22 protein-coding genes are annotated in these 18,194 nt (G+C 62.5%); 14 read left to right on the forward strand and 8 right to left on the reverse strand.

Features of this window, described 5'->3' with window-relative positions; all coding sequences use genetic code 11:
- Positions 1-501 carry a DUF4142 domain-containing protein gene (locus tag BLX42_RS23095; protein ID WP_161872745.1) on the reverse strand — a complete coding sequence of 167 codons (501 nt, stop codon included), beginning with the start codon at positions 499-501 and terminating at the stop codon, positions 1-3.
- A 184-nt stretch (positions 502-685) separates the two neighbouring features.
- Between BLX42_RS23095 and BLX42_RS23100 the strand changes: the two genes are divergently transcribed.
- The 3 genes from BLX42_RS23100 to BLX42_RS23110 are packed head-to-tail and all read left to right on the forward strand — an operon-like array spanning position 686 to position 3,330.
- On the forward strand, positions 686-928 hold the full coding sequence (locus BLX42_RS23100; protein WP_046786189.1) for a hypothetical protein: 243 nt from the start codon (positions 686-688) through the stop codon (positions 926-928).
- Positions 925-1,719, forward strand: a complete 795-nt coding sequence (xth, locus tag BLX42_RS23105) for an exodeoxyribonuclease III (protein WP_161872746.1) — start codon at positions 925-927, stop codon at positions 1,717-1,719. Before BLX42_RS23100 ends, xth begins: the two co-directional genes overlap by 4 nt.
- A gap of 42 nt (positions 1,720-1,761) precedes the next feature.
- The gene (locus tag BLX42_RS23110; RefSeq protein WP_161872747.1) at positions 1,762-3,330 is read left to right on the forward strand and encodes a sensor domain-containing diguanylate cyclase; all 1,569 of its coding nucleotides are present in this window, start codon (positions 1,762-1,764) and stop codon (positions 3,328-3,330) included.
- Positions 3,331-3,342: 12 nt separating this feature from the next.
- Here the strand turns inward: BLX42_RS23110 and BLX42_RS23115 are convergent, their stop codons facing one another.
- Complete coding sequence (locus BLX42_RS23115) at positions 3,343-4,056, reverse strand: MgtC/SapB family protein (protein WP_046786192.1); 714 nt, start codon at positions 4,054-4,056, stop codon at positions 3,343-3,345.
- A 406-nt stretch (positions 4,057-4,462) separates the two neighbouring features.
- On the opposite strand from BLX42_RS23115, the gene BLX42_RS23120 reads away from it, so the two are divergent.
- A complete protein-coding gene (locus BLX42_RS23120) occupies positions 4,463-4,930 on the forward strand; it encodes a sterol desaturase family protein (protein ID WP_119687036.1) in 468 nt (155 codons plus the stop codon).
- A gap of 5 nt (positions 4,931-4,935) precedes the next feature.
- Here the strand turns inward: BLX42_RS23120 and BLX42_RS23125 are convergent, their stop codons facing one another.
- Positions 4,936-5,823: a bile acid:sodium symporter family protein gene (locus BLX42_RS23125; protein ID WP_161872748.1), complete on the reverse strand. Its 888-nt coding sequence runs from the start codon at positions 5,821-5,823 to the stop codon at positions 4,936-4,938.
- 192 nt (positions 5,824-6,015) lie between these two features.
- On the opposite strand from BLX42_RS23125, the gene BLX42_RS23130 reads away from it, so the two are divergent.
- From BLX42_RS23130 to BLX42_RS23170, 10 genes are all read left to right on the forward strand, one after another.
- The gene (locus tag BLX42_RS23130) at positions 6,016-6,897 is read left to right on the forward strand and encodes a Dyp-type peroxidase (protein WP_161872749.1); all 882 of its coding nucleotides are present in this window, start codon (positions 6,016-6,018) and stop codon (positions 6,895-6,897) included.
- Positions 6,898-6,986: 89 nt separating this feature from the next.
- Entirely contained in the window at positions 6,987-7,895 is a 909-nt protein-coding gene (locus tag BLX42_RS23135) for an aldo/keto reductase (RefSeq protein WP_161872750.1), read from the forward strand.
- Positions 7,896-7,899: 4 nt separating this feature from the next.
- Positions 7,900-9,219, forward strand: a complete 1,320-nt coding sequence (locus tag BLX42_RS23140) for an NTP/NDP exchange transporter (protein ID WP_161872751.1) — start codon at positions 7,900-7,902, stop codon at positions 9,217-9,219.
- A gap of 110 nt (positions 9,220-9,329) precedes the next feature.
- Complete coding sequence (locus BLX42_RS23145) at positions 9,330-9,548, forward strand: general stress protein (RefSeq protein WP_012314511.1); 219 nt, start codon at positions 9,330-9,332, stop codon at positions 9,546-9,548.
- Positions 9,549-9,613: 65 nt separating this feature from the next.
- Positions 9,614-9,811 carry a hypothetical protein gene (locus BLX42_RS23150; protein ID WP_115274784.1) on the forward strand — a complete coding sequence of 66 codons (198 nt, stop codon included), beginning with the start codon at positions 9,614-9,616 and terminating at the stop codon, positions 9,809-9,811.
- Between the two features lie 18 nt (positions 9,812-9,829).
- Positions 9,830-11,164: an iron-containing redox enzyme family protein gene (locus tag BLX42_RS23155; protein ID WP_371316874.1), complete on the forward strand. Its 1,335-nt coding sequence runs from the start codon at positions 9,830-9,832 to the stop codon at positions 11,162-11,164.
- Positions 11,164-12,117: a class I SAM-dependent methyltransferase gene (locus BLX42_RS23160; RefSeq protein WP_125924136.1), complete on the forward strand. Its 954-nt coding sequence runs from the start codon at positions 11,164-11,166 to the stop codon at positions 12,115-12,117. Before BLX42_RS23155 ends, BLX42_RS23160 begins: the two co-directional genes overlap by 1 nt.
- 99 nt (positions 12,118-12,216) lie before the next feature.
- Positions 12,217-12,807, forward strand: coding sequence for a nucleosidase (locus BLX42_RS23165; protein ID WP_161872752.1), 591 nt, complete (start codon positions 12,217-12,219; stop codon positions 12,805-12,807).
- 122 nt (positions 12,808-12,929) lie between these two features.
- The gene (locus BLX42_RS26625) at positions 12,930-13,067 is read left to right on the forward strand and encodes a PSPA7_2676 family Cys-rich small protein (RefSeq protein ID WP_168216574.1); all 138 of its coding nucleotides are present in this window, start codon (positions 12,930-12,932) and stop codon (positions 13,065-13,067) included.
- A 10-nt stretch (positions 13,068-13,077) separates the two neighbouring features.
- Positions 13,078-13,926 carry a Ku protein gene (locus tag BLX42_RS23170; RefSeq protein ID WP_046786202.1) on the forward strand — a complete coding sequence of 283 codons (849 nt, stop codon included), beginning with the start codon at positions 13,078-13,080 and terminating at the stop codon, positions 13,924-13,926.
- Between the two features lie 100 nt (positions 13,927-14,026).
- Here the strand turns inward: BLX42_RS23170 and BLX42_RS23175 are convergent, their stop codons facing one another.
- The 5 genes from BLX42_RS23175 to ligD form a co-directional block, all read right to left on the reverse strand.
- A complete protein-coding gene (locus tag BLX42_RS23175; protein WP_125924139.1) occupies positions 14,027-14,692 on the reverse strand; it encodes a glycosyltransferase family 2 protein in 666 nt (221 codons plus the stop codon).
- Entirely contained in the window at positions 14,689-15,288 is a 600-nt protein-coding gene (locus tag BLX42_RS23180) for a bifunctional 2-polyprenyl-6-hydroxyphenol methylase/3-demethylubiquinol 3-O-methyltransferase UbiG (protein ID WP_119687031.1), read from the reverse strand. The genes BLX42_RS23175 and BLX42_RS23180 overlap by 4 nt, the downstream gene beginning before the upstream one ends.
- A 10-nt stretch (positions 15,289-15,298) precedes the next feature.
- Positions 15,299-16,054, reverse strand: a complete 756-nt coding sequence (locus BLX42_RS23185) for a PIG-L deacetylase family protein (protein WP_161872753.1) — start codon at positions 16,052-16,054, stop codon at positions 15,299-15,301.
- Entirely contained in the window at positions 16,051-17,094 is a 1,044-nt protein-coding gene (locus BLX42_RS23190; protein WP_161872754.1) for an acyl-CoA dehydrogenase family protein, read from the reverse strand. The genes BLX42_RS23185 and BLX42_RS23190 overlap by 4 nt, the downstream gene beginning before the upstream one ends.
- The coding region (gene ligD / locus BLX42_RS23195) for a DNA ligase D (protein WP_161872755.1) at positions 17,091-18,194 on the reverse strand (1,104 nt) is incomplete at its 5' end. The genes ligD and BLX42_RS23190, both read right to left, overlap by 4 nt.

The following is an 18,194-nucleotide window of genomic DNA, read 5'->3' on the forward strand; positions in this document are numbered from 1 at the left end:
TCACTTGCCATGCTTGGCCTGGAGCGCTTTGGCCTGCTCCAGGTGCTTCTCGAGCGTTGGCAGGGTTTCACTGGCGAAAGCCTTCAGTTCCGGCTTGTCAGACGATGCGGCTTCCTTCTTGAACAGCTCCACGGTTTTTTCGTGGGCATCGACCTGGTTGTTGACATAGGACTTGTCGAACGACTCGTCGCGCCATTCGAGGATCATTTTCTTGACCTTGTCGGTCAGCGCCGCTTCATCGGGCACGCTGATGTCCAGCTTGCGGGCGATGTCGCCGAGTTGCTGGTTGGCTTTGGTGTGATCGGTGACCACATGCTGGGCGAAGGTCTTGATGTCGGCGTTCTGGCTCTTTTCCAGGGCCAGATTACCGGTGACCACCTCGGCGATACCAGCCTCTGTGGCTGCATCGACGAAGTCATCGGAGGAAGCCGCCAGTGCCTGCAGCGATGCCATGCCCAGCACCAGCGACAGACCTGCGCGTTTTATGAACAGATTGCTCATGTTTCACTCCTTGCTATCGGTGGCGCGACCTCAGTGTCGCGTACGGTTGAGCCTGGGGCGTGGGTATAGGTTTAATTTTTTTCAGGCCTTTTTGTCAGGGCAATGTGGCCACCGCGACCCCAAGGTTGAACGATGCGCAGCAGTTGCGCTCACACATTCAAAGGTTGCCGCGAAGGAGCAGGGCATGAGCATCGAACGCAGCATTCCCGAACTTGAGGCCTGGTACGCGCAATATGACGATGGCAGCTACCGCCGCGAGTCCCCGGATGCCTATCATCACGAACTGCTGCGCACCGCCCAAGCGCTGCGCGATGACGGGGCCATCGACTGGGATGACTGGCTGGCCCTCAAGTCTCTGGCAGACGAGGCCCATGTGGGGGCGCTGCAGGAGGCGGTACAAAGCCATGTGGATGACCCTGGCACATGAAGCCATTGCGCATCGCCACGTTCAACATCAACGGCATCGGCAGCCGGCTGCCGGCGCTGCTCGCCTGGCTGGAGCGGGAAAAGCCCGATGTCGCCTGCCTTCAGGAGCTCAAGGCAGCCGACACGAAGTTTCCCCGTGAGGCCATCGAAGTGGCAGGCTATGGCTGCCTGTACATGGGGCAGCCCTCGTGGAACGGGGTGGCCATCCTGGCGCGCGACTGCCAGCCGCTGGAAGTCCGGCGCGGCCTGCCAGGCATGGAAGGTGACAGCCAGAGCCGCTATCTGGAAGCCGCGGTACAAGGCGTGCTGGTAGGTTGCCTGTACCTGCCTAATGGCAACCCGCAACCGGGGCCGAAATTCGAGTACAAACTGCGCTGGTTCGAATGCCTGGTAGCGCATGCGCGCGACTTGCTGGGCCGTGGCCATCCTACTGTGCTGGCCGGTGATTTCAATGTCGTGCCGACTGACTTCGACATCTACAACCCCAAATCCTGGCTCAAGGACGCTTTGCTTCAACCCGAGTCCCGCAACTGCTACCAGGCCTTGCTCGAGCAGGGCTGGACCGATGCCATTCGCCAGTTGTATCCCGATGAGCGCATCTACACCTTTTGGGACTACTTCCGTAATCACTGGGCACGCAATGCCGGATTGCGTATCGACCACCTGTTGCTCAGCCCGGACATCGCTTCGCACCTCAAGGCCGGCGGCGTAGACGCGTGGGTGCGCAACGAGCCCAAGCCCAGCGACCATGCACCGGCATGGATCGAACTGGGTACGCGAAAGCAGCAGTGATCTATAGTGACAGGCGGCAAACGCTTGAGGGCAAGGACTTCCATGGGTGCGGCCGGTAAGCACGACGAAGACGGGCTATTCACCGTAACCGGTGAAGGGCGCGCCGTGGCGCTGTTTCGCCTGGTGCTGTCGTTCATGGCGGTTGTGCTGCTGACCTTCGTGTCTATCGAAGGGTGGCGGATCTGGCGCGACTACAGGCAAGCTTTCACCAATGCCGAAAACATGGTCAGCAACCTGGCCAGGGCTACGGCGCAGCACGCCGAAGATGCCATTCGCCAAGTGGACGCGATTACCGCTGTGCTGGCGGAGCGTCTTGAAGGCGATGGTTTCGATCATCTCGATCGCACACGCTTGCACGCCCTGTTGGCACAACAGAAAACGATCATGCCGCAACTGCACGGTTTGTTCGTGTACGGGCCCGATGGCAGCTGGATCGTCACCGACCAGGCTTCCATCCCGGCGAAGGCCAACAATGCCGACCGTGACTACTTCGCTTACCACCAGGCCCACACTGACCGTGAGGTGCGTATCGGTTCGGTGGTACGCAGCCGCTCCACCGGTGACCTGATCATTCCAATCTCGCGCAGGCTGGAGAATCGCGATGGCAGCTTTGCCGGGGTGTTGCTTGGCACCATCAAGGTGGACTGGTTCGTGCGCTATTACGGTGATTTCAAGATCGACGAGCGAGGCGCCCTGGTGCTGGCCAAGCGAGACGGCACCATCCTGGTACGCCGGCCGTTCGTGGAACACGTAGTCGGCCACAGCCTGGCAAACAGCGAAGTCTTCCGACATCACCTGCCTCATGCGAGCGAAGGGCTGGTTGAAGCGGTGGCGGTCGTTGATGGTACGCCCCGCCTGTACGCCTATCGCGCCCTGGCGCGATATCCATTGGTGGTAGAGGCGGGCTTGTCGCGTGAGTCGATCATTGCGCCCTGGCGGCACGATGTCATCAAGTCAGCCGCGATCCTGCTGCTTTTGCTGGTTGGATTGAGTGGCTTCGGCTGGGTGGTATTGCGCCAGTTGCGTGAGCGGATCGCTATCGAAAGGGCGCTGCACCAGGCCCACCAGACCCTCAGGTCGCTGGCCCTGACCGACAGCCTGACCGGGCTGGGCAACCGCCGCAGGCTGGATGCGGTGCTGGATGCGGAAATCCGCCGGGCTCGGCGGCTGGGGCATGCGGTGGCGCTGGTGATGGTCGATCTTGATTTCTTCAAGCTGTACAACGACCGCTATGGTCACCCTGCGGGAGATCAATGCTTGCGCCGCTTTGCCGAATTGCTGCAGCAGGTGTTGAAGCGCCCGGCGGATCTGGCGGTGCGGTACGGTGGCGAGGAGTTCACGGTTTTACTTCCTGACACTGACGTACAGGGCGCCGAACAGGTGGTCGCAGAAATTCTGCAACTGTTGCGCCGCCTGATGATCGAGCATGCCGGCAGCCCGCTAGGCCGTGTATCTGCCAGTGCCGGGATTGCTGTGGGGCATCCGGCAGTGGACGCAAGCAGCCCCGAAAGCCTGATGTCTGCGGCTGACGGGGCGTTGTACCAGGCCAAGCGCCAAGGGCGCGATGGCTATGCCGTTGCCGGTGGCATGGCGATGAGTGGCGGTAACTAAGCCAGGACGCGCTCAATCGGTGGCCATGACTTGTGCCTGTAGCTGCCAGCGTACCGAACTGACGCCTTTTTCCAGGCTTACCCGGCTGACCAGGCGCTCCAGTTGTGCCGGTGCCTGTGGGTTACCGAGCAACTCTGCACGTACTTCCAGGCGCGCGGGGTTGGGCAAGTCTTCGCTGTGCAGCGACTGCAGGCGCAGTTCCGGGTCGCCCAGGCTGTGCAGCATCAGGCTGCGTACCTGAATTTCATCTTCGGCACGGCAAACCACGCGCACCTCGAAGCGTTGTTCGGCCTCGCTGGCCGGCACCACGCCCTGGCGGTCCAGGCGTTGGGCGATATCGCGCAGCAGTATGTTGGCACACAGCACCACCAGGCTACCCAGCGTGGCCTCCAGCAGCAGGCCAAGGCTGCACAGCACACCAACAGCCGCCGTGCACCACAGTGTGGCTGCAGTGTTCAGGCCGCGCACCGTGAAACCGTCGCGCATGATCACACCGCCCCCCAGAAAGCCGATCCCCGATACCACATAGGCGGCAACCCTTGAGGCATCGGTGGGGGCCATACCCGGTACTGCCTGGGTCATCAGCACGAACAGGCAGGCGCCAGTGCTGACCAGCGCATTGGTGCGCAGCCCGGTCAGGCGCTGGCGCAATTGGCGCTCGGCACCGATCAGGGCGCCGAGCAGCAGGGCGATGCTGACACGCAGCAGAAATACTTTCCAATCCATAGCGAACCTCTTGCGCGGGCACATGCCCGCTCTGACGCCATCGAAAATGGCGCGGCTTAAAAACCAGAAATGCGCAGGACCACAAGAGGAGGAACGAGGAGGGCTCAAGCCGCAGAGGCTGAGAAATCCACCGTCTGGCCAATAGCGAGACAGTGGCAGGAAACTGCCGGACTAGCTCGCCGTGTGGGCCTGTCGCAAGCGACTGGGGCTACTGTCCAATGCAGGACTCCTGTTCAGGGATGCGAAATTGCGGGTGGACCATACGCCGCAGCTTGTACAGGGTCAAGGGCGAAAACATGACAATGGCTTCATAAGGAAATGCCCTACAGCAAGTCACGGCCGCATGGAAAAAAACACCGGTACTCGTTACCCTTGCGCCACTTTTAATCATCCCCCGGACCGTTACATGCTGCTCAATTTTGTTGTGCTGATCGGCACTCTGGTGGCCATGGAAGGTGTCGGCACGCTGGCACACAAGTACATCATGCATGGCTGGGGCTGGTGGCTGCACCGTTCGCACCATGAGCCTCAGCTGGGCATGCTGGAAACCAACGACCTCTATCTGCTGGCCCTGGGCATCATCGCTGCGGTATTGGTGGCCCTGGGCAAGGCCGGGCACGCACCGTTGCAGTGGGTGGGCGGCGGTGTGGCGAGTTACGGAATATTGTACGTGCTGGCCCACGACGGGTTTTTCCATCGGCATTGGCCGCGCAAGCCGCGGCCGATCAACCGCTACCTCAAGCACCTGCATCGTGCCCATCGCCTGCACCATGCGGTCAAGGGGCGCACGGGCAGCGTGTCGTTCGGCTTTTTCTACGCACCTCCCCTCAAGGTGCTCAAACGCCAGTTACAGGCCCGGCGCAATCGCCGCTGAAGGCGTCAATTCACAGTTTCGCCCTTCACTGTGCCATGGCCACGGCTGACCCACCAGCCAAACCCCGCCGCCGTGAAAAACATGATCAGACTATAGAGCGCCGCTGGCACCGCCATGGTGGCGTTGTTCAGCAGCGATGGGCTCAAGGCGACGGCGATCGCCAGTGTGCCATTGTGGATACCGATCTCCATGCCGATGGCAATGGCCTGGCGCTTGGGAATGCTCAACAGGCGCGGCACCCAGTAGCCGACGGCCAGGCTGATCACGTTGAACAGCAATGCAGCCAGGCCAACCACCGGGGCGTACGCAACCACGGTCTGCCAATCCTTGGCCAGGGCCAGCACAATGGTGAATGCCAGAAACAGTGCTGCCACCAGTTTCATGGGCTTTTCCATGCGTGAGGCAAAGCCTGGCGCCCAGCGGCGGATCATCATGCCCAGGGCAACCGGCAGCAGGATGATGGCGAACACCTGCATGACCTTGGCAAATTGCAGCGGGATGGCCTGGTCTGACGCCATGAACCACATCAGCGACAGGTTGACCAGCAACGGCATGGTCAGGATGGCGATCAGGGAGTTGACCGCGGTGAGGGTAATATTCAAGGCCACGTCACCATGGGCCAGGTGGCTGAACAGGTTGGCGGTGGTGCCGCCCGGGGACGCGGCCAGCAGCATCAGGCCGACCGCCAGGGCCGCTTCCAGCCCAAGACCGTTGGCGATCAGGAAACACACCAACGGCAGTAGAAGAATCTGGCAGGCCAGGCCGATGACCACCGGCTTTGGGTACTTCACCACGCGAGCGAAGTCGGCCAATGTGAGCGACAAACCCAGGCCAAGCATGATGATGCCCAGGGCCAAAGGCAGGAAGGCGGTAAGCAAGGGCGAGGCGGTCATGGCGGCTACTCGGGCAAGGGATCAAGCCAGTCTAGGCTCGGCCTGAACGATCGCTAATTGCAATGAGCCACCACTTGGNAACCTTTTGTTACGGCAGCGCCACGATGCCAGCTGGCAAAGTGACTGCATCGCGCGTTGCGACGGGCCGCTGCGCGCAGTAGCATTCGCGCTTTTACCGAGGATTCGCCTGTCATGCCGTTCCAGCAAGGTCTGCTTGCCACCCCGGTGCCGGCCCAAGCCCGCCACCTGTTCTTCACGCTACAATCGCCCGAGGCACTGCCAGCAGCCCTGGATGCGCTGCTGCCCCATGTGGATGGCCAGCGCCTGATCGTGGGGGTAGGCGCGCCTCTGGCAAAGGCCTTGGGCCGTGAAGTGCCTGGCCTGCGCGCATTCCCTCAGTTGGATGCAGCGGTGGAAAACCCGAGCACCCAGCATGCCTTGTGGCTGTGGCTGCGTGGCAACGAGCGTGGTGACCTGCTGCTGCAGGCCCAGGCGTTGGAGCAGGCCTTGGCACCGGCACTGCGCCTGGCCGACAGCATCGACGGCTTCCTGCACCGTGGCGGCCATGACCTGACTGGTTACGAGGACGGTACTGAAAACCCGGTTGATCAGGATGCCGTCGACGCGGCGATTGTCGCGGGCGAGCAGCCGGGCCTGGCAGGCTCCAGTTTTGCCGCTTTCCAGTTGTGGAAGCATGACCTGGGGTACTTCAAGTCGCTGCCCCAGGCAGACCAGGACAACATCATGGGCCGCCGCCTGAGCGATAACGAAGAGCTCGACGATGCGCCAGCCTCAGCCCACGTCAAGCGCACTGCCCAGGAAAGCTTCGCACCTGAGGCATTCATGGTGCGTCGCTCCGTGTCCTGGGCCGACCACCGTGGCGCAGGCCTGGCGTTTGTCGCTTTGGGTCGAAGCTTCGATGCCTTCGAAGTGCAACTGCGGCGTATGAGCGGGCTGGAAGACGGCATTATCGATGGCCTGTACCGCTTCAGCCGGCCGCTGACGGGTGGTTACTACTGGTGCCCACCGATGACCGACGTCGGCCTGGACCTGAGCCTTCTGCTGAAGGCCTGAACACTAAACATCCAGAAACAGAATCACCTGCAATCGGGGGGTAGGGCGACTAGCCTTGAAAGTTTCCGACTTATGACGGGAGCTTTGCCATGTATGCACGTCGCGATGTCCTACGCGCCAGCGCGGCTTTGGGGCTGTTGGCCAGCAGCCCTTGGTTGCGGGCTGCGCCCAGCACTGGCTTGCTGACCCGCAAGGTGCCGTCCACAGGCGAGGCCTTGCCGGTCATTGGCGCAGGTACCTCCGGCAGTTTCGAAGTCGAGGCCGGCTCGGCCGATTACCAGCAGCTGAAGGCCGTACTGAAGGCGTTTTTCGAGGGCGGCGGCAAAGTCATCGACACCTCGCCCAACTATGGCGGGGCAGACCGTATTCTTGGCCAATTGCTGGAGGAGGGGGGCTGGCACCAGCAGTGCTTCATCGCCACCAAAATCGCGGCCGACAGCCGGGCCGACGCCGAGGCACAATGGGCGGGTACCCTGAAAAGCCTGCGCACTGACAAGGTCGACCTGCTGCAGATCCACAACCTGCGAGACTGGAAGACACAGTTGCCCTATGCCCGCGAACTCAAGCAGCAGGGCAAGACCCGCTACATAGGCATTACCCATTACCTGAACAGCGGTCATGACGAAGTCGCCCGCCTGGTGCGCAGCGAACCGCTGGACTTCATCCAGATCAACTATTCGGTCAATGCGCCGCAAGCGGCAAGTGAGTTGTTGCCGTTGTGCCAGGACAAGGGCGTGGCGGTGCTGATCAACCGCGCATTCGATGACGGCCGTCTGTTCGCCAAGGTCAAGGACAAACCACTGCCTTCCTGGGCCGCAGAAGCGGGAGTCAGCAGTTGGGCCCAAGTGTTCCTCAAGTTCGCCTTCAGCCATCGGGCTGTTACAACGGTCATCCCGGCAACCGGCCGTCCTGACCGCCAACTCGATCAGCTTAAGGCCGGCCACGAGCCTTTGTTCACCCAGGCGCAGCAGAAAGCGCTGATCGAGCAGTTCGCCTGACACCATGGCCAGCTGGCGCAAGGGGCTGGACCAAGGGTTGAACCTCCAGCCCGGCGAGGGGCCGGCTGTGGCCGGCGGCCTGGCGTTGTTCTACCTGCTGTTCACCGGTTACTTCATGCTGCGCCCGGTGCGCGAGACCATGGGCGTGGCAGGGGGCGTGGACAACCTGCAATGGCTGTTCACCGGCACCTTCATCGCTACGCTGACCTGCCTGCCGCTGTTCGGCTGGCTGGCCTCCAAGGTGCGCCGGCGGCATATCCTGCCTTGGACCTATGGTTTTTTTGCCAGCAACCTGCTGCTGTTTGCACTGCTGTTTGCCAGCAAACCAGACGACTTGTGGAATGCGCGGGCGTTTTACATCTGGTTGTCGGTGTTCAACCTGCTGACCATCTCACTGGCCTGGAGCGTCCTGACCGACCTGTTCTCCACTGAGCAAGGCAAGCGCTTGTTCGGGCTGCTGGCAGCCGGGGCCAGCCTGGGCGGCTTGAGCGGGCCGTTACTGGGTACGCTGTTGGTCGCCCCGCTGGGGCACGCCGGGCTGGTTTCGCTGGCCGCCATGTTTTTACTGGGCAGCATTGCCGCTGCCGCGTACCTGCAGCGCTGGCGTGATTGCCACCCAATGCCTGCGCTGAGCGAGCAGCCAGCGTCGCGGCCACTGGGGGGTAACCCGTTCGCGGGCGCAACCGCTGTAATGCGTTCGCCGTACCTTTTGGGTATTGCCCTGTTCGTGGTGCTGTTGGCCAGTGTCAGTACCTTTCTGTATTTCGAGCAGGCGCGCATCGTCAGCGAAACGTTCACCGACCGTACTCGTCAGACTCAGGTATTTGGCCTGATCGATACGGTCGTTCAGGCCCTGGCCATCCTCACCCAGGTGTTCATCACCGGTCGGCTGGCCAAACGCATGGGGGTAGGGGTGTTGCTGGTGGCAGTGCCGCTGGTGATGGCAGCAGGCTTCGTCTGGCTGGCCCTGGCCCCGGTATTTGCGGTGTTCGTGGTGGTGATGGTAGTGCGCCGCGCAGGCGAATATGCCTTGGTGCGGCCGGGTCGGGAAATGTTGTTCACCGTATTGCCCGCCGAAGACAAATACAAAGCCAAGAACTTCATCGATACCGTGGTTTACCGTGGCGGCGACGCCTTGAGCGGGTGGGTCAAAAGAGCCCTGGATGTGCTGGGTGACCATCCGCAACTGGCGATGTTGCTAGGGGCCGCGATCGCTCTGGGCTGGGCCCTGACGGGTGGTTGGCTGGGGCGGCGGCAGCGGCTGCTGGATAGCCGCGTCACGCAATCGGCTAGCGCACAAAATACATCGCCTCCGGTTATTTAACGCCGCCGGTCCGAATGCCTGGCGATAAAACGAATCCCTCGATATCACCGAACTCCGAACCTATGTACGGCGCTTGCCGTGCATCCAGCAGTCATATGAGGTTTCAGACCATGGCTAACAAAGATAACAGCCGCACCGGCAGCCAGGGCGGCCAGGGTGGCACCAAGAACCCCGGCAACTTCGCCAACGACCGGCAAAAAGCTTCCGAAGCTGGCCGCAAGGGCGGGCAGTCCTCTGGCGGCGGCATGGCTCAAGACCGTGAGTCGGGCCGCAAGGATGCCGATATGCACAAGGACCGCGAGTCGGGCCAGAAAGGCGGCCGCTCGTAAGTGACGAGAACGCGGTGCCGGGTCCTTCGGCACCGCGATTACTAAGCGGGTAAAGAGGACGTCCCATGCGCACTACAGCCATCATCGTTCTGTTGAGCAGCCTGACGCTGCTCGGCGGTTGTTTCGATCGTGACGCCGAGCATCCGGCCAAGGATGCAGACCAGAGCAAACCTTCGCTGCAAATGCAGCAACCCGACGAAAAGCCTGCGCCACAGCCTGCACCTGACCCTGAGCCCATGCCACGGGAAGGCCAGAGCCAATAGTCAAGAGAGGAGCGAGGCATGACGGTTCTGATGCGCAACAACCCATCCAGGACGCCGGCGCCGACTGCGCATTGGCCATTGAGCAGCCGCTACCACGCGATGTTGTCCGGCGACTACACCACTGCGCGCCAGTGGCTCGCCGAGCAGTTCGCGAAGGCGAACGCCATGGCCGATGACCTGCCGGACACGCCTGGTCAACTACAGGACTGGAGTGCACGACACGCCGCACAGGTTGCCGCCGAGCACGCCGCCTATCTGGCCCAGCGCCGTCAAGGCGCGCCTCGCCGTTATTTTGCCAACCGCGCCCACGCCTTGTGGTTCCTGCAACAGGTGGCGCCGACCAAGGTCGTTGATGGTGCCTGGCTTCACGGTGCGCTGCGCCGCTGGCAAGACCCTCGCTACCACGGCCTGATCCGGACCTACCTCGAGGAACTGGGCGACGGCGATCCGCATTGCAACCACGTGCTTATCTACCAGAGGTTGCTGGGCAGGCTGGGTTGTTTGGATTGCATGCCTCTGGATGATGAGCGCTACCTGCAAGGGGCAGTACAGCTGGCGCTGGGCAGCTGCGCGGAGTGGTTTCTGCCTGAGGTCATTGGTTACAACCTGGGTTACGAGCAGCCACCGTTACACCTGCTGATCACCACCCACGAGCTGGCCGAGCTCGGCATCGACGGTCATTATTTCCAGCTTCACGTGACGATCGACAATGCTGCCAGCGGCCATGCCAGCAAGGCCATCCAGGCGGTGCAGCAACTGTGCCCGGCGCAGGACGCCGAGGTGTTCTACCGTCGGGTCAGGCATGGCTACCGCCTCAATGATCTTGGCATCGACACGCCCACGCTAATCGGCGGTTTCGACCTTGAGGCCCAATTGCTGGCTGCCTTGGAGCGCAAGCGCGTGTTCGGGCAGTTCATGCACGCTGACCGCTGCCGATTGCAGCAGCGCACGGTCAACCAATGGCTGTCCGAACCCGCTGCGCTACCGGCATTTTTGCATGCGCTTGTGGCCCAGGGCTGGATCAAGCGCGGGCAGAATCCGGCCGACAGCCGCTGGTGGTCGCTGATCGATGGGCCTGGCGCCCCCATGTTCGGCGTCTTCAGTGCCTACGAGAAGCAGCTGTGGCACGACTGGATCGCCGGCGACTGGCAGGGCGCAGTGCGTCGCGTGCCGCCAGGCAGCTGGGAAGCTGCCCTGCACCAGCAACCGCGTATTGAAGAAAGCCATGAAAGCGTTGATATCGAAACGTTGATCGAGCGCATGGCGGGCAATCAGCACGCCTTGCCGCAGGGTTTGTCCGCCACTAGGGCGTATCTGCATGCCACAGGTCTTGGCGAGGAGGGGCCGCACTGATGATACTCAACCCGCAACGAACCCAGGCCGATGAAGCCTTGCTGCAACTTGGCCGGCGCCTGCGTGCTGACGGTTACCAGTTCACCTGCGTGACGCCCGCCACCCATGCATGCAACAACGCCCGCCAGGGTGCAGAGCGGGCCGGCAACCTGCGCGACGTATTCGGCTGGAGCCGCCCGTTCCCGGCGTCATTGATCAGCGCCGACGAACTGGACCAGCTCAGCACCGCGCAGGTGCTGTACGAGGACGGCGCACTGCTGCGCAGTCAGGTACGCTGGTCCAGCCTCGACGATTTGCTGCTGGTGCATTCCGCCTACCCGACCGAGGCTGCTGATGCGGTGTTCTTCGGCCCCGACAGCTATCGCTTCGCCCAGGTCATCCATGACCATCTACAACGCAGCCCGGTACGGGTCGAACACGCTGTGGACATTGGTTGCGGCAGCGGCGTCGGTGCCTTGCTGATCGCCCGCGCGGCGCAACATGCCCAGGTCAGCGCCGTGGACATCAACCCTCTGGCACTGCGCTATACCGCGATCAATGCTGCGCTGGCGGGGGTGAGCAATGTGTCCATTGCGCACAGTGATTTGCTTGCCGGGGTCAGTGGCAATTTCGACCTCATCGTGGCCAACCCACCCTACATGCTCGATCATGGCCAGCGCACGTATCGCCACGGTGGCGATACACTGGGCGCCGATCTGTCGTTGCGCATCATCGAACAGGCGCGCGAGCGCCTGAGCCCAGGCGGGTCACTGCTGCTGTACACCGGCGTGGCGATTGTCGAAGGTCGTGATCCATTGCTCGAGGCCATTCGCCTGCGCCTGGCGGGGCCTGAATGGGCCTGGGTGTACCGCGAGGTCGACCCGGACGTATTCGGTGAACAATTGCTGCAGCCAGGTTATGAACAAGTCGAGCGTATTGCCGCAGTGGCGCTGACTGTCAACCGCAGTGCATGACGCGCTATTGCACCTTGCCACCACGGTGGGGCTTGCAATCAGTTAGCGTTCACCGACAATGGCAGCGCCCTTTGCAAGCCATTTGGAACGCCCTGCGCCATGATGCTGACCCAGCAATTCCCCGACATTACGTTGGCCGACACCCTGTTCGTATTCGCCCTGGAGGCGGAAGCCGGCACGGTATTCGCCGACGTCAATACCGTTTTCACCGGCATCGGCAAGGTCAATGCTGCCATCGCCCTGACCAAGGCGGTTGAGCGGCAGCGGCCCAAACTGATCGTCAACCTCGGCTCGGCGGGCAGCCAGCGATACGGCAAGGGTGTGGTGGTGTGCTGTACGCGCTTCGTGCAACGCGACATGGATGTCACTGCGCTGGGCTTCGCCCGCTACGAGACGCCGCTGTCGGATATTCCGGTGCTGCTCGAGCATGGCCAGCCGATAGAAGGGCTGCCGCTTGGCACCTGCGGCAGCGGCGACAGCTTTGAGGTCAGCTACAGCGATGCTCCATACGACATCGTCGACATGGAAGCGTACGTTTTGGCGCTGATCGCCCGTAATGAAGGCATTCCGTTCGTGTGCCTGAAATACATCTCCGATGATGCCGGCAGCGATGCAGCCCAGGACTGGTCTGTGCAGGTACATCTGGCCGCCGAGGCGTTCAAGCGCGTGCTTTTCGCCATCGAACCCTGATCAGTCATGACGAACAAGCCACTGTAGTTTCGACAGCCGTAGGGCATTTGGGCTAAACCTTCAGCGCGCCGTGCAGTCATTTCAGGTAAGCGCCCGATATTTCCGGGCCAAGGAGGTGGCTGATGACCTTTGTCTGTCTGCTGCGTGGCTGCCACTGGCGCGCCATGACCCAAACCGAAGTGCCCGGGCTGCAATGCCAGCTTTGCGAACGCTGTGGCGCCTTGCGCTACTGCCAGCCGGGCCATTCCCTGCAACCATAGGAGGCACGCCATGGCCAGGGCAATCTGGAAAGGCGCGATCAGTTTCGGCCTGGTGCATATCCCGGTCTCGCTCAACACGGCAGTGCGCACCGAGCGTGTGGATTTCGACTGGCTGGACAAACGCAGCATGGAGCCGGTGGGTTATAAACGGATCAACAAGGTGACCGGCAAGGAAATCGACAAGGACAACATCGTCAAAGGTGTGGAGCATGAGAAGGGTCGTTATGTGGTGATCAGCGAGGAAGAGATCCGCAAGGCCCGCCCGGAAGCGACCCAGACCATCGATATCTTCTCGTTCGTCGCTGCCAGCGAGATCCCCTTGCAGCACTTCGATACACCGTATTACCTGAGCCCGGATCGTCGCGGCGGCAAGGTTTATGCGTTGCTGCGTGAAACACTGGAGAGCACTGGCAAGGTGGCGTTGGCCACGGTGGTGCTGCATACACGCCAGCACCTGGCATTGTTGCGGCCGCTGGACGACGCGTTGGTGATGATTACTTTGCGTTGGCCGGAAGAGGTGCGCGGGCTGGAGACGCTGGAGCTGGACAAAAGCGTGACCGACACCAAGCTCGACAAGCGCGAACTGGACATGGCCAAGCGGCTGGTCGAGGACATGAGCGGCTCGTGGGCTCCGGATGAGTACCATGATGCGTTCCGCCAGACCATCATGGACCTGGTGGAAGAAAAGGCCAGCAAAGGCAAGATCAGCGTGGTGGACAAGGGCGAAGGGGGCGAAGCCGAGAAAAGCGCCGATATCATCGACCTCACCGAACTGCTCAAGCGCAGCCTGGGCGGCAAGGCTGCGAAGAAAGCGCCTGCCGAGAAGAAGCCTGGCAAGCGTACGCGTAAGGCTTCATGACTGTATGGGGCGGGGCGCTTGCGTAGAATATTGAGGCGTCGTTGAGATCGAGCGCCGCCGGCGCGGTGCTCGATCTCGATAACACTGATACACCATGCCATCACCCGTCCAGGCGAACCTGCAGACCCGCCAGAAAATCCCCAAACCCTTCCCGAGCCCGGCTGTCGCGTCGACTGCTGGTTGCCACACTGTGCTTGGCTGTCCATACGATCTGTGCGCCGCTAGCCTCCAGGTCGCGTACCAGCTGCACGTCCTCATGCGCCGGCAGCGGTTGAAAGCCCCCCACACGCTCATAAGCGCGGGCACAGACACCCAGGTTGGCACCATGAATATGCCGATGGCCTTCGCATGCCTGGTACCCGCTGCGGTACAGCTTGCGCATCGCCGCGCGTTGCCAAGGCTGCCAGTGCTCGATATGCACCGTGCCACAGACCACCTCTGCACTGCAGGCCAGTTGCCAGAGCAGCCAGTGCGAGGGCACCTGGCTATCGGCATCGGTACAGGCCAGCCAGCGGGCGCCACGGTCCAGCATCAGCGCCGCGCCTAGGCGGCGGGCCATGCCGACACTGCCAGCCTCCACTGCCAGCGTGCGCACACCGAAACGCTTGGCCACAGCGGCACTGGCATCACGACAACGGTCCAGCACCACCAGTACCTCGACCTGATGGCCTGCCTGCCTGGCCAAGGCCACCGCCGCTGCCATGGCCTTGAGGCAGCGGCCCAGGCGACGCGCTTCGTTATGGGCGGGAATGACGACAGCAATCATGGGCATGTCTCGTCCAGGTCGACCACGCTGGGCTGGCATGACCAGTATTCCAACAGGAAATCCGCCTCTTCATGGCGAAACACCGGGTATAACGGCACGTGCTTGGCCAACAACTGATGCACTTCACGTCCATCCTGTGGGCACCCAGCAATCGGATGGCGCCAGTGGCAGGCCAACAGCCCGCCGTCATAGGTCAGGCTCGCTACCGACTGCTCGATCACCTGCAACCAGTCGGTAGCGTTTAGGTAGTAACCCACTTCACTGAGCACGATCAGGTCGAAGCTGCCACCAGGCCAGTCCGCCGGCAAGCGCCCAGCGACGACGGTAGCATTGGGCAACCCCGCCAGGCGCTGGCGAGCCAGTGCCACTGCCTTAGGGTCAAGGTCATGGCACAGCAACTCGGCACAGCGCTCCGCCAACGCGGCGCTCAGCTCGCCATTGGCGCAGGCGGGCTCGAACACCCGCTGGTAGCACTGGCGTGGCAGGCTGGCCATCAGCAGGTCGCGCTTGCGCCGCTCGTACCAACGGGTGCGAAATGCCCAAGGATCATCATTGTTGGCATACAGGTCGGCGAAATATTGCGCATCGATACTCATGACAGCTCCTTTACAGGAACACCAGCTCGAAGGGTTGCAGCAGGCAATCGAGCAGGGTGGCAGGCAATACCGGCGCGCGCCCCTGGTCGGGCTCCAGCTGGCTGTGATGCGCCGCCAAGGCCCGACGCTTGCGCGCAACCCGTGTTTCATCCAATTCAATGCGATGCGCCCGCGACCAGGGCAGGCGGGGGTCGTCAGGCTGTGCCCAATGCCAGGCCCACACGGGTACTTCCACCAATTGCACCTGGCGCGCCAGGGCGGCTTGCGCTGCCGCCCGGCCAAGCGCTTCGTGGTCGCAGTGGCCGTCGCCGCGCCAGGTCGTCATCAGCACGTCATCCGGCTCGAGCAGTTGGTTAAGGTGATTGACCAGAAACGCTTCGTCTCGTGGCAGCGCACCGTCTTTGAGGTGCAGGCGCCGCCAGGCCAGCCGGTTGAGGTCCAGGTCCAGCTGTTGCAGGGCGTGCCGGCTTTCAAGTGGCCGTTGGCGGCGCAGGCGGTGTTCGGTCCAGGTCGCGGAATCAGGGTGGCTCCCTTCACCGTCGGTGGCGGAGATCAGCAGCACGTCCTGCTCGCGGCCGTGCAGCCCTGCCAACAGTCCACCGGCCATGAGAATCTCGTCATCTGGGTGCGGCGCCAGCAGTACCAGGCGTCGACCTGCGGGTAGCAATTGGTCCGGGGTGATCCAAGTCGCCCGCGCCAAGTGTGCGGACTGCTGCCACGCAGCCCATGGCCTGCCTTCACTGGCCTCGATCAGGTTCTCGCTCATAGTTGCCAGGCTCCTGCCGGCACCTGGGCCAGCTGTTGGCCGAGTGCGGCCAGGTCGCGTTCGGCATGGCTCTGGCGCAGAAAGACCGGGAGGTCGGCGCTTAGCCGTGCAAAATGGCTGCTGCGACAGAACGGCGTTGCGCCCAACGCACGCCCCACGTGGTGGATCACCTGCTCCACAGCATGCTCTACCTGGGCACGCACACGGCGTACCTCGAAGCTGGCGTCGGCGCTGGGCTGGCGATCTATCCACGCGGCACATTCGCGTAGTGCTGCACGGGCACCGTACAGCGCCGCATCCACTGCCCCCAGGTGTGCCTGGGCATGAGGATCAGGGCGTGGTTTGCGGCAACGTTCACGCAAGTAATCGGCCAGCGCCTCTGCGGCGCCGTACCAGCAGGCGGCGATCCCCGCACCGCCGTGCCAGAAACCGGGGCGCGAAAGGTACTGCCCTGGTTGGCCTACGGCGATCCCGGGCGAACCCTCAAAGGTGATTTCAATGCTGGCGGTCGTGGCCATACCCACTGCCTGCCAGTGATCGACCTGCAAGCCTTGGGTGGGGTGGGCCAGTTCGATCGCCACCAGTTGCGGCTGGTTATCTTCAGCCCAGGCAGTGATCAGCGCACGGTCGATCTGCAAGGCACCTGAGCACCAGGCCTTGCTACCGGCAAGGTGCACCTGGTCGCCGTCACGGGCAATGATCCGCGCCCGCGCTTCAGGGGGCTCTGCGGCCCACACGCCCCATACAGCATCCCCCACCAGGTGAGCAGCGCCGCATTCAGCCAGAATCGCCAGCGCGTCGGTATGGCCTTCGTACACCTTGGCCAGTGCCAGGTCGCAGCCGGCAATGCGCGCCAAGGTCTGCCAACGCTGCAAGGTATGCCCTTGGCCCGGCAGCGGGAGCAGGTCGAGATGGTCCGCCAACAGCGCCTGCATCAGTTGCGAAAGTTTGGTGTCCAGGTTCAAAGGCTGCGCGCGCTCGCTGAACGTACGCAGCAGGCTGTCGAGGGTGTTCAGGTCAAAATCCTGAATGATGCTCATGTCATCCCCATCTGTTTGCGCATGCGCGCTGTGATCGATTGTCGGGTTTTGCCCATGTCCGCCCATGGGTCATCGACCTCGGCCAGGCGTTCATGCAGGTTGCCGATGTGCCACTGGTTGGCGCCCTTGAGCTGGCCGAGTTCTTCGCGCCAGACCGGCACCGACACCGGCAGGCCTTCCCGGGCACGCAGGGAGTAAGCGCAGGCAGTGGTCGCACCTTTACCGTTGCGCAGGTAATCGATGAAGATCCGCCCAACCCGGTTCTTTGGCCCGGACACCGCGCTGAGCCGGTCGGGGAACAGCTTGGCCAGGTAATTGACTACGGCATGGCTGAAGTCTTTCACCTCGTCCCAACCCGCACGGCGGGTCAATGGCACGACCAGGTGCATGCCTTTGCCGCCGCTGGTCTTGAGGAACACTTTGAGGCCCAGTTCGTCGAGCAGCGTGAGGGCGAGCTGAGTGGCTTCGAGCATGGCCTTCCAGGGCAGTGCCGGGTCCGGGTCAAGGTCGAGCACAAAACGGTCGGGCTTGTCGAAGTCCTTGTCGGTGGCATTCCAGGTGTGCAGCTCGAGCATGTTCATCTGCACGGCACCGAGCAACGTATCAGGGCGATTGATGACCATCGCCGCCTGACCGGCTTCGGCCTTGTCGTAACTGAGCACATTGGCGATATGCAACTGGCCGGCGTTCTTCTGGAAGAACAGCTCGCCATCGAGGCCCTCCGGCGCCCGTACCAGCGCCACCGGGCGGTCCTTGAGTTGCGGCAGGATCCACTGACTGACGCCTGCGTAGTATTCGGCAATCTGGCGCTTGGTGGCGCCAATGCTGGCGTCGATGATGCGCTCCGGATGCGTCAGGCGCAGGTCGCCCAGGCCTTCTGTCGCTTTGGCACGCTCGGCTTTGGGCACGGTCTTGGCAGGCATGGCACGCTCCAGGTCGATGGCGCTGGCAGGTTTATCGTCGCGCAGCCCATGGAAGACCGAATGGCGAACCACGCCGTCCCGGGTCATTTGCGCATACGCAACTTCTGCCATCAGTTTCGGCTTGAGCCAATGAACTCCTCGGGCTTCAGCCCCGGTGGGTGGCCGGGGCAGGGCGGG

The sequence above is a fragment of the Pseudomonas sp. SG-MS2 genome (genome assembly GCF_009933855.1).
GTDB classification, from domain to species: domain Bacteria; phylum Pseudomonadota; class Gammaproteobacteria; order Pseudomonadales; family Pseudomonadaceae; genus Aquipseudomonas; species Aquipseudomonas putida_E.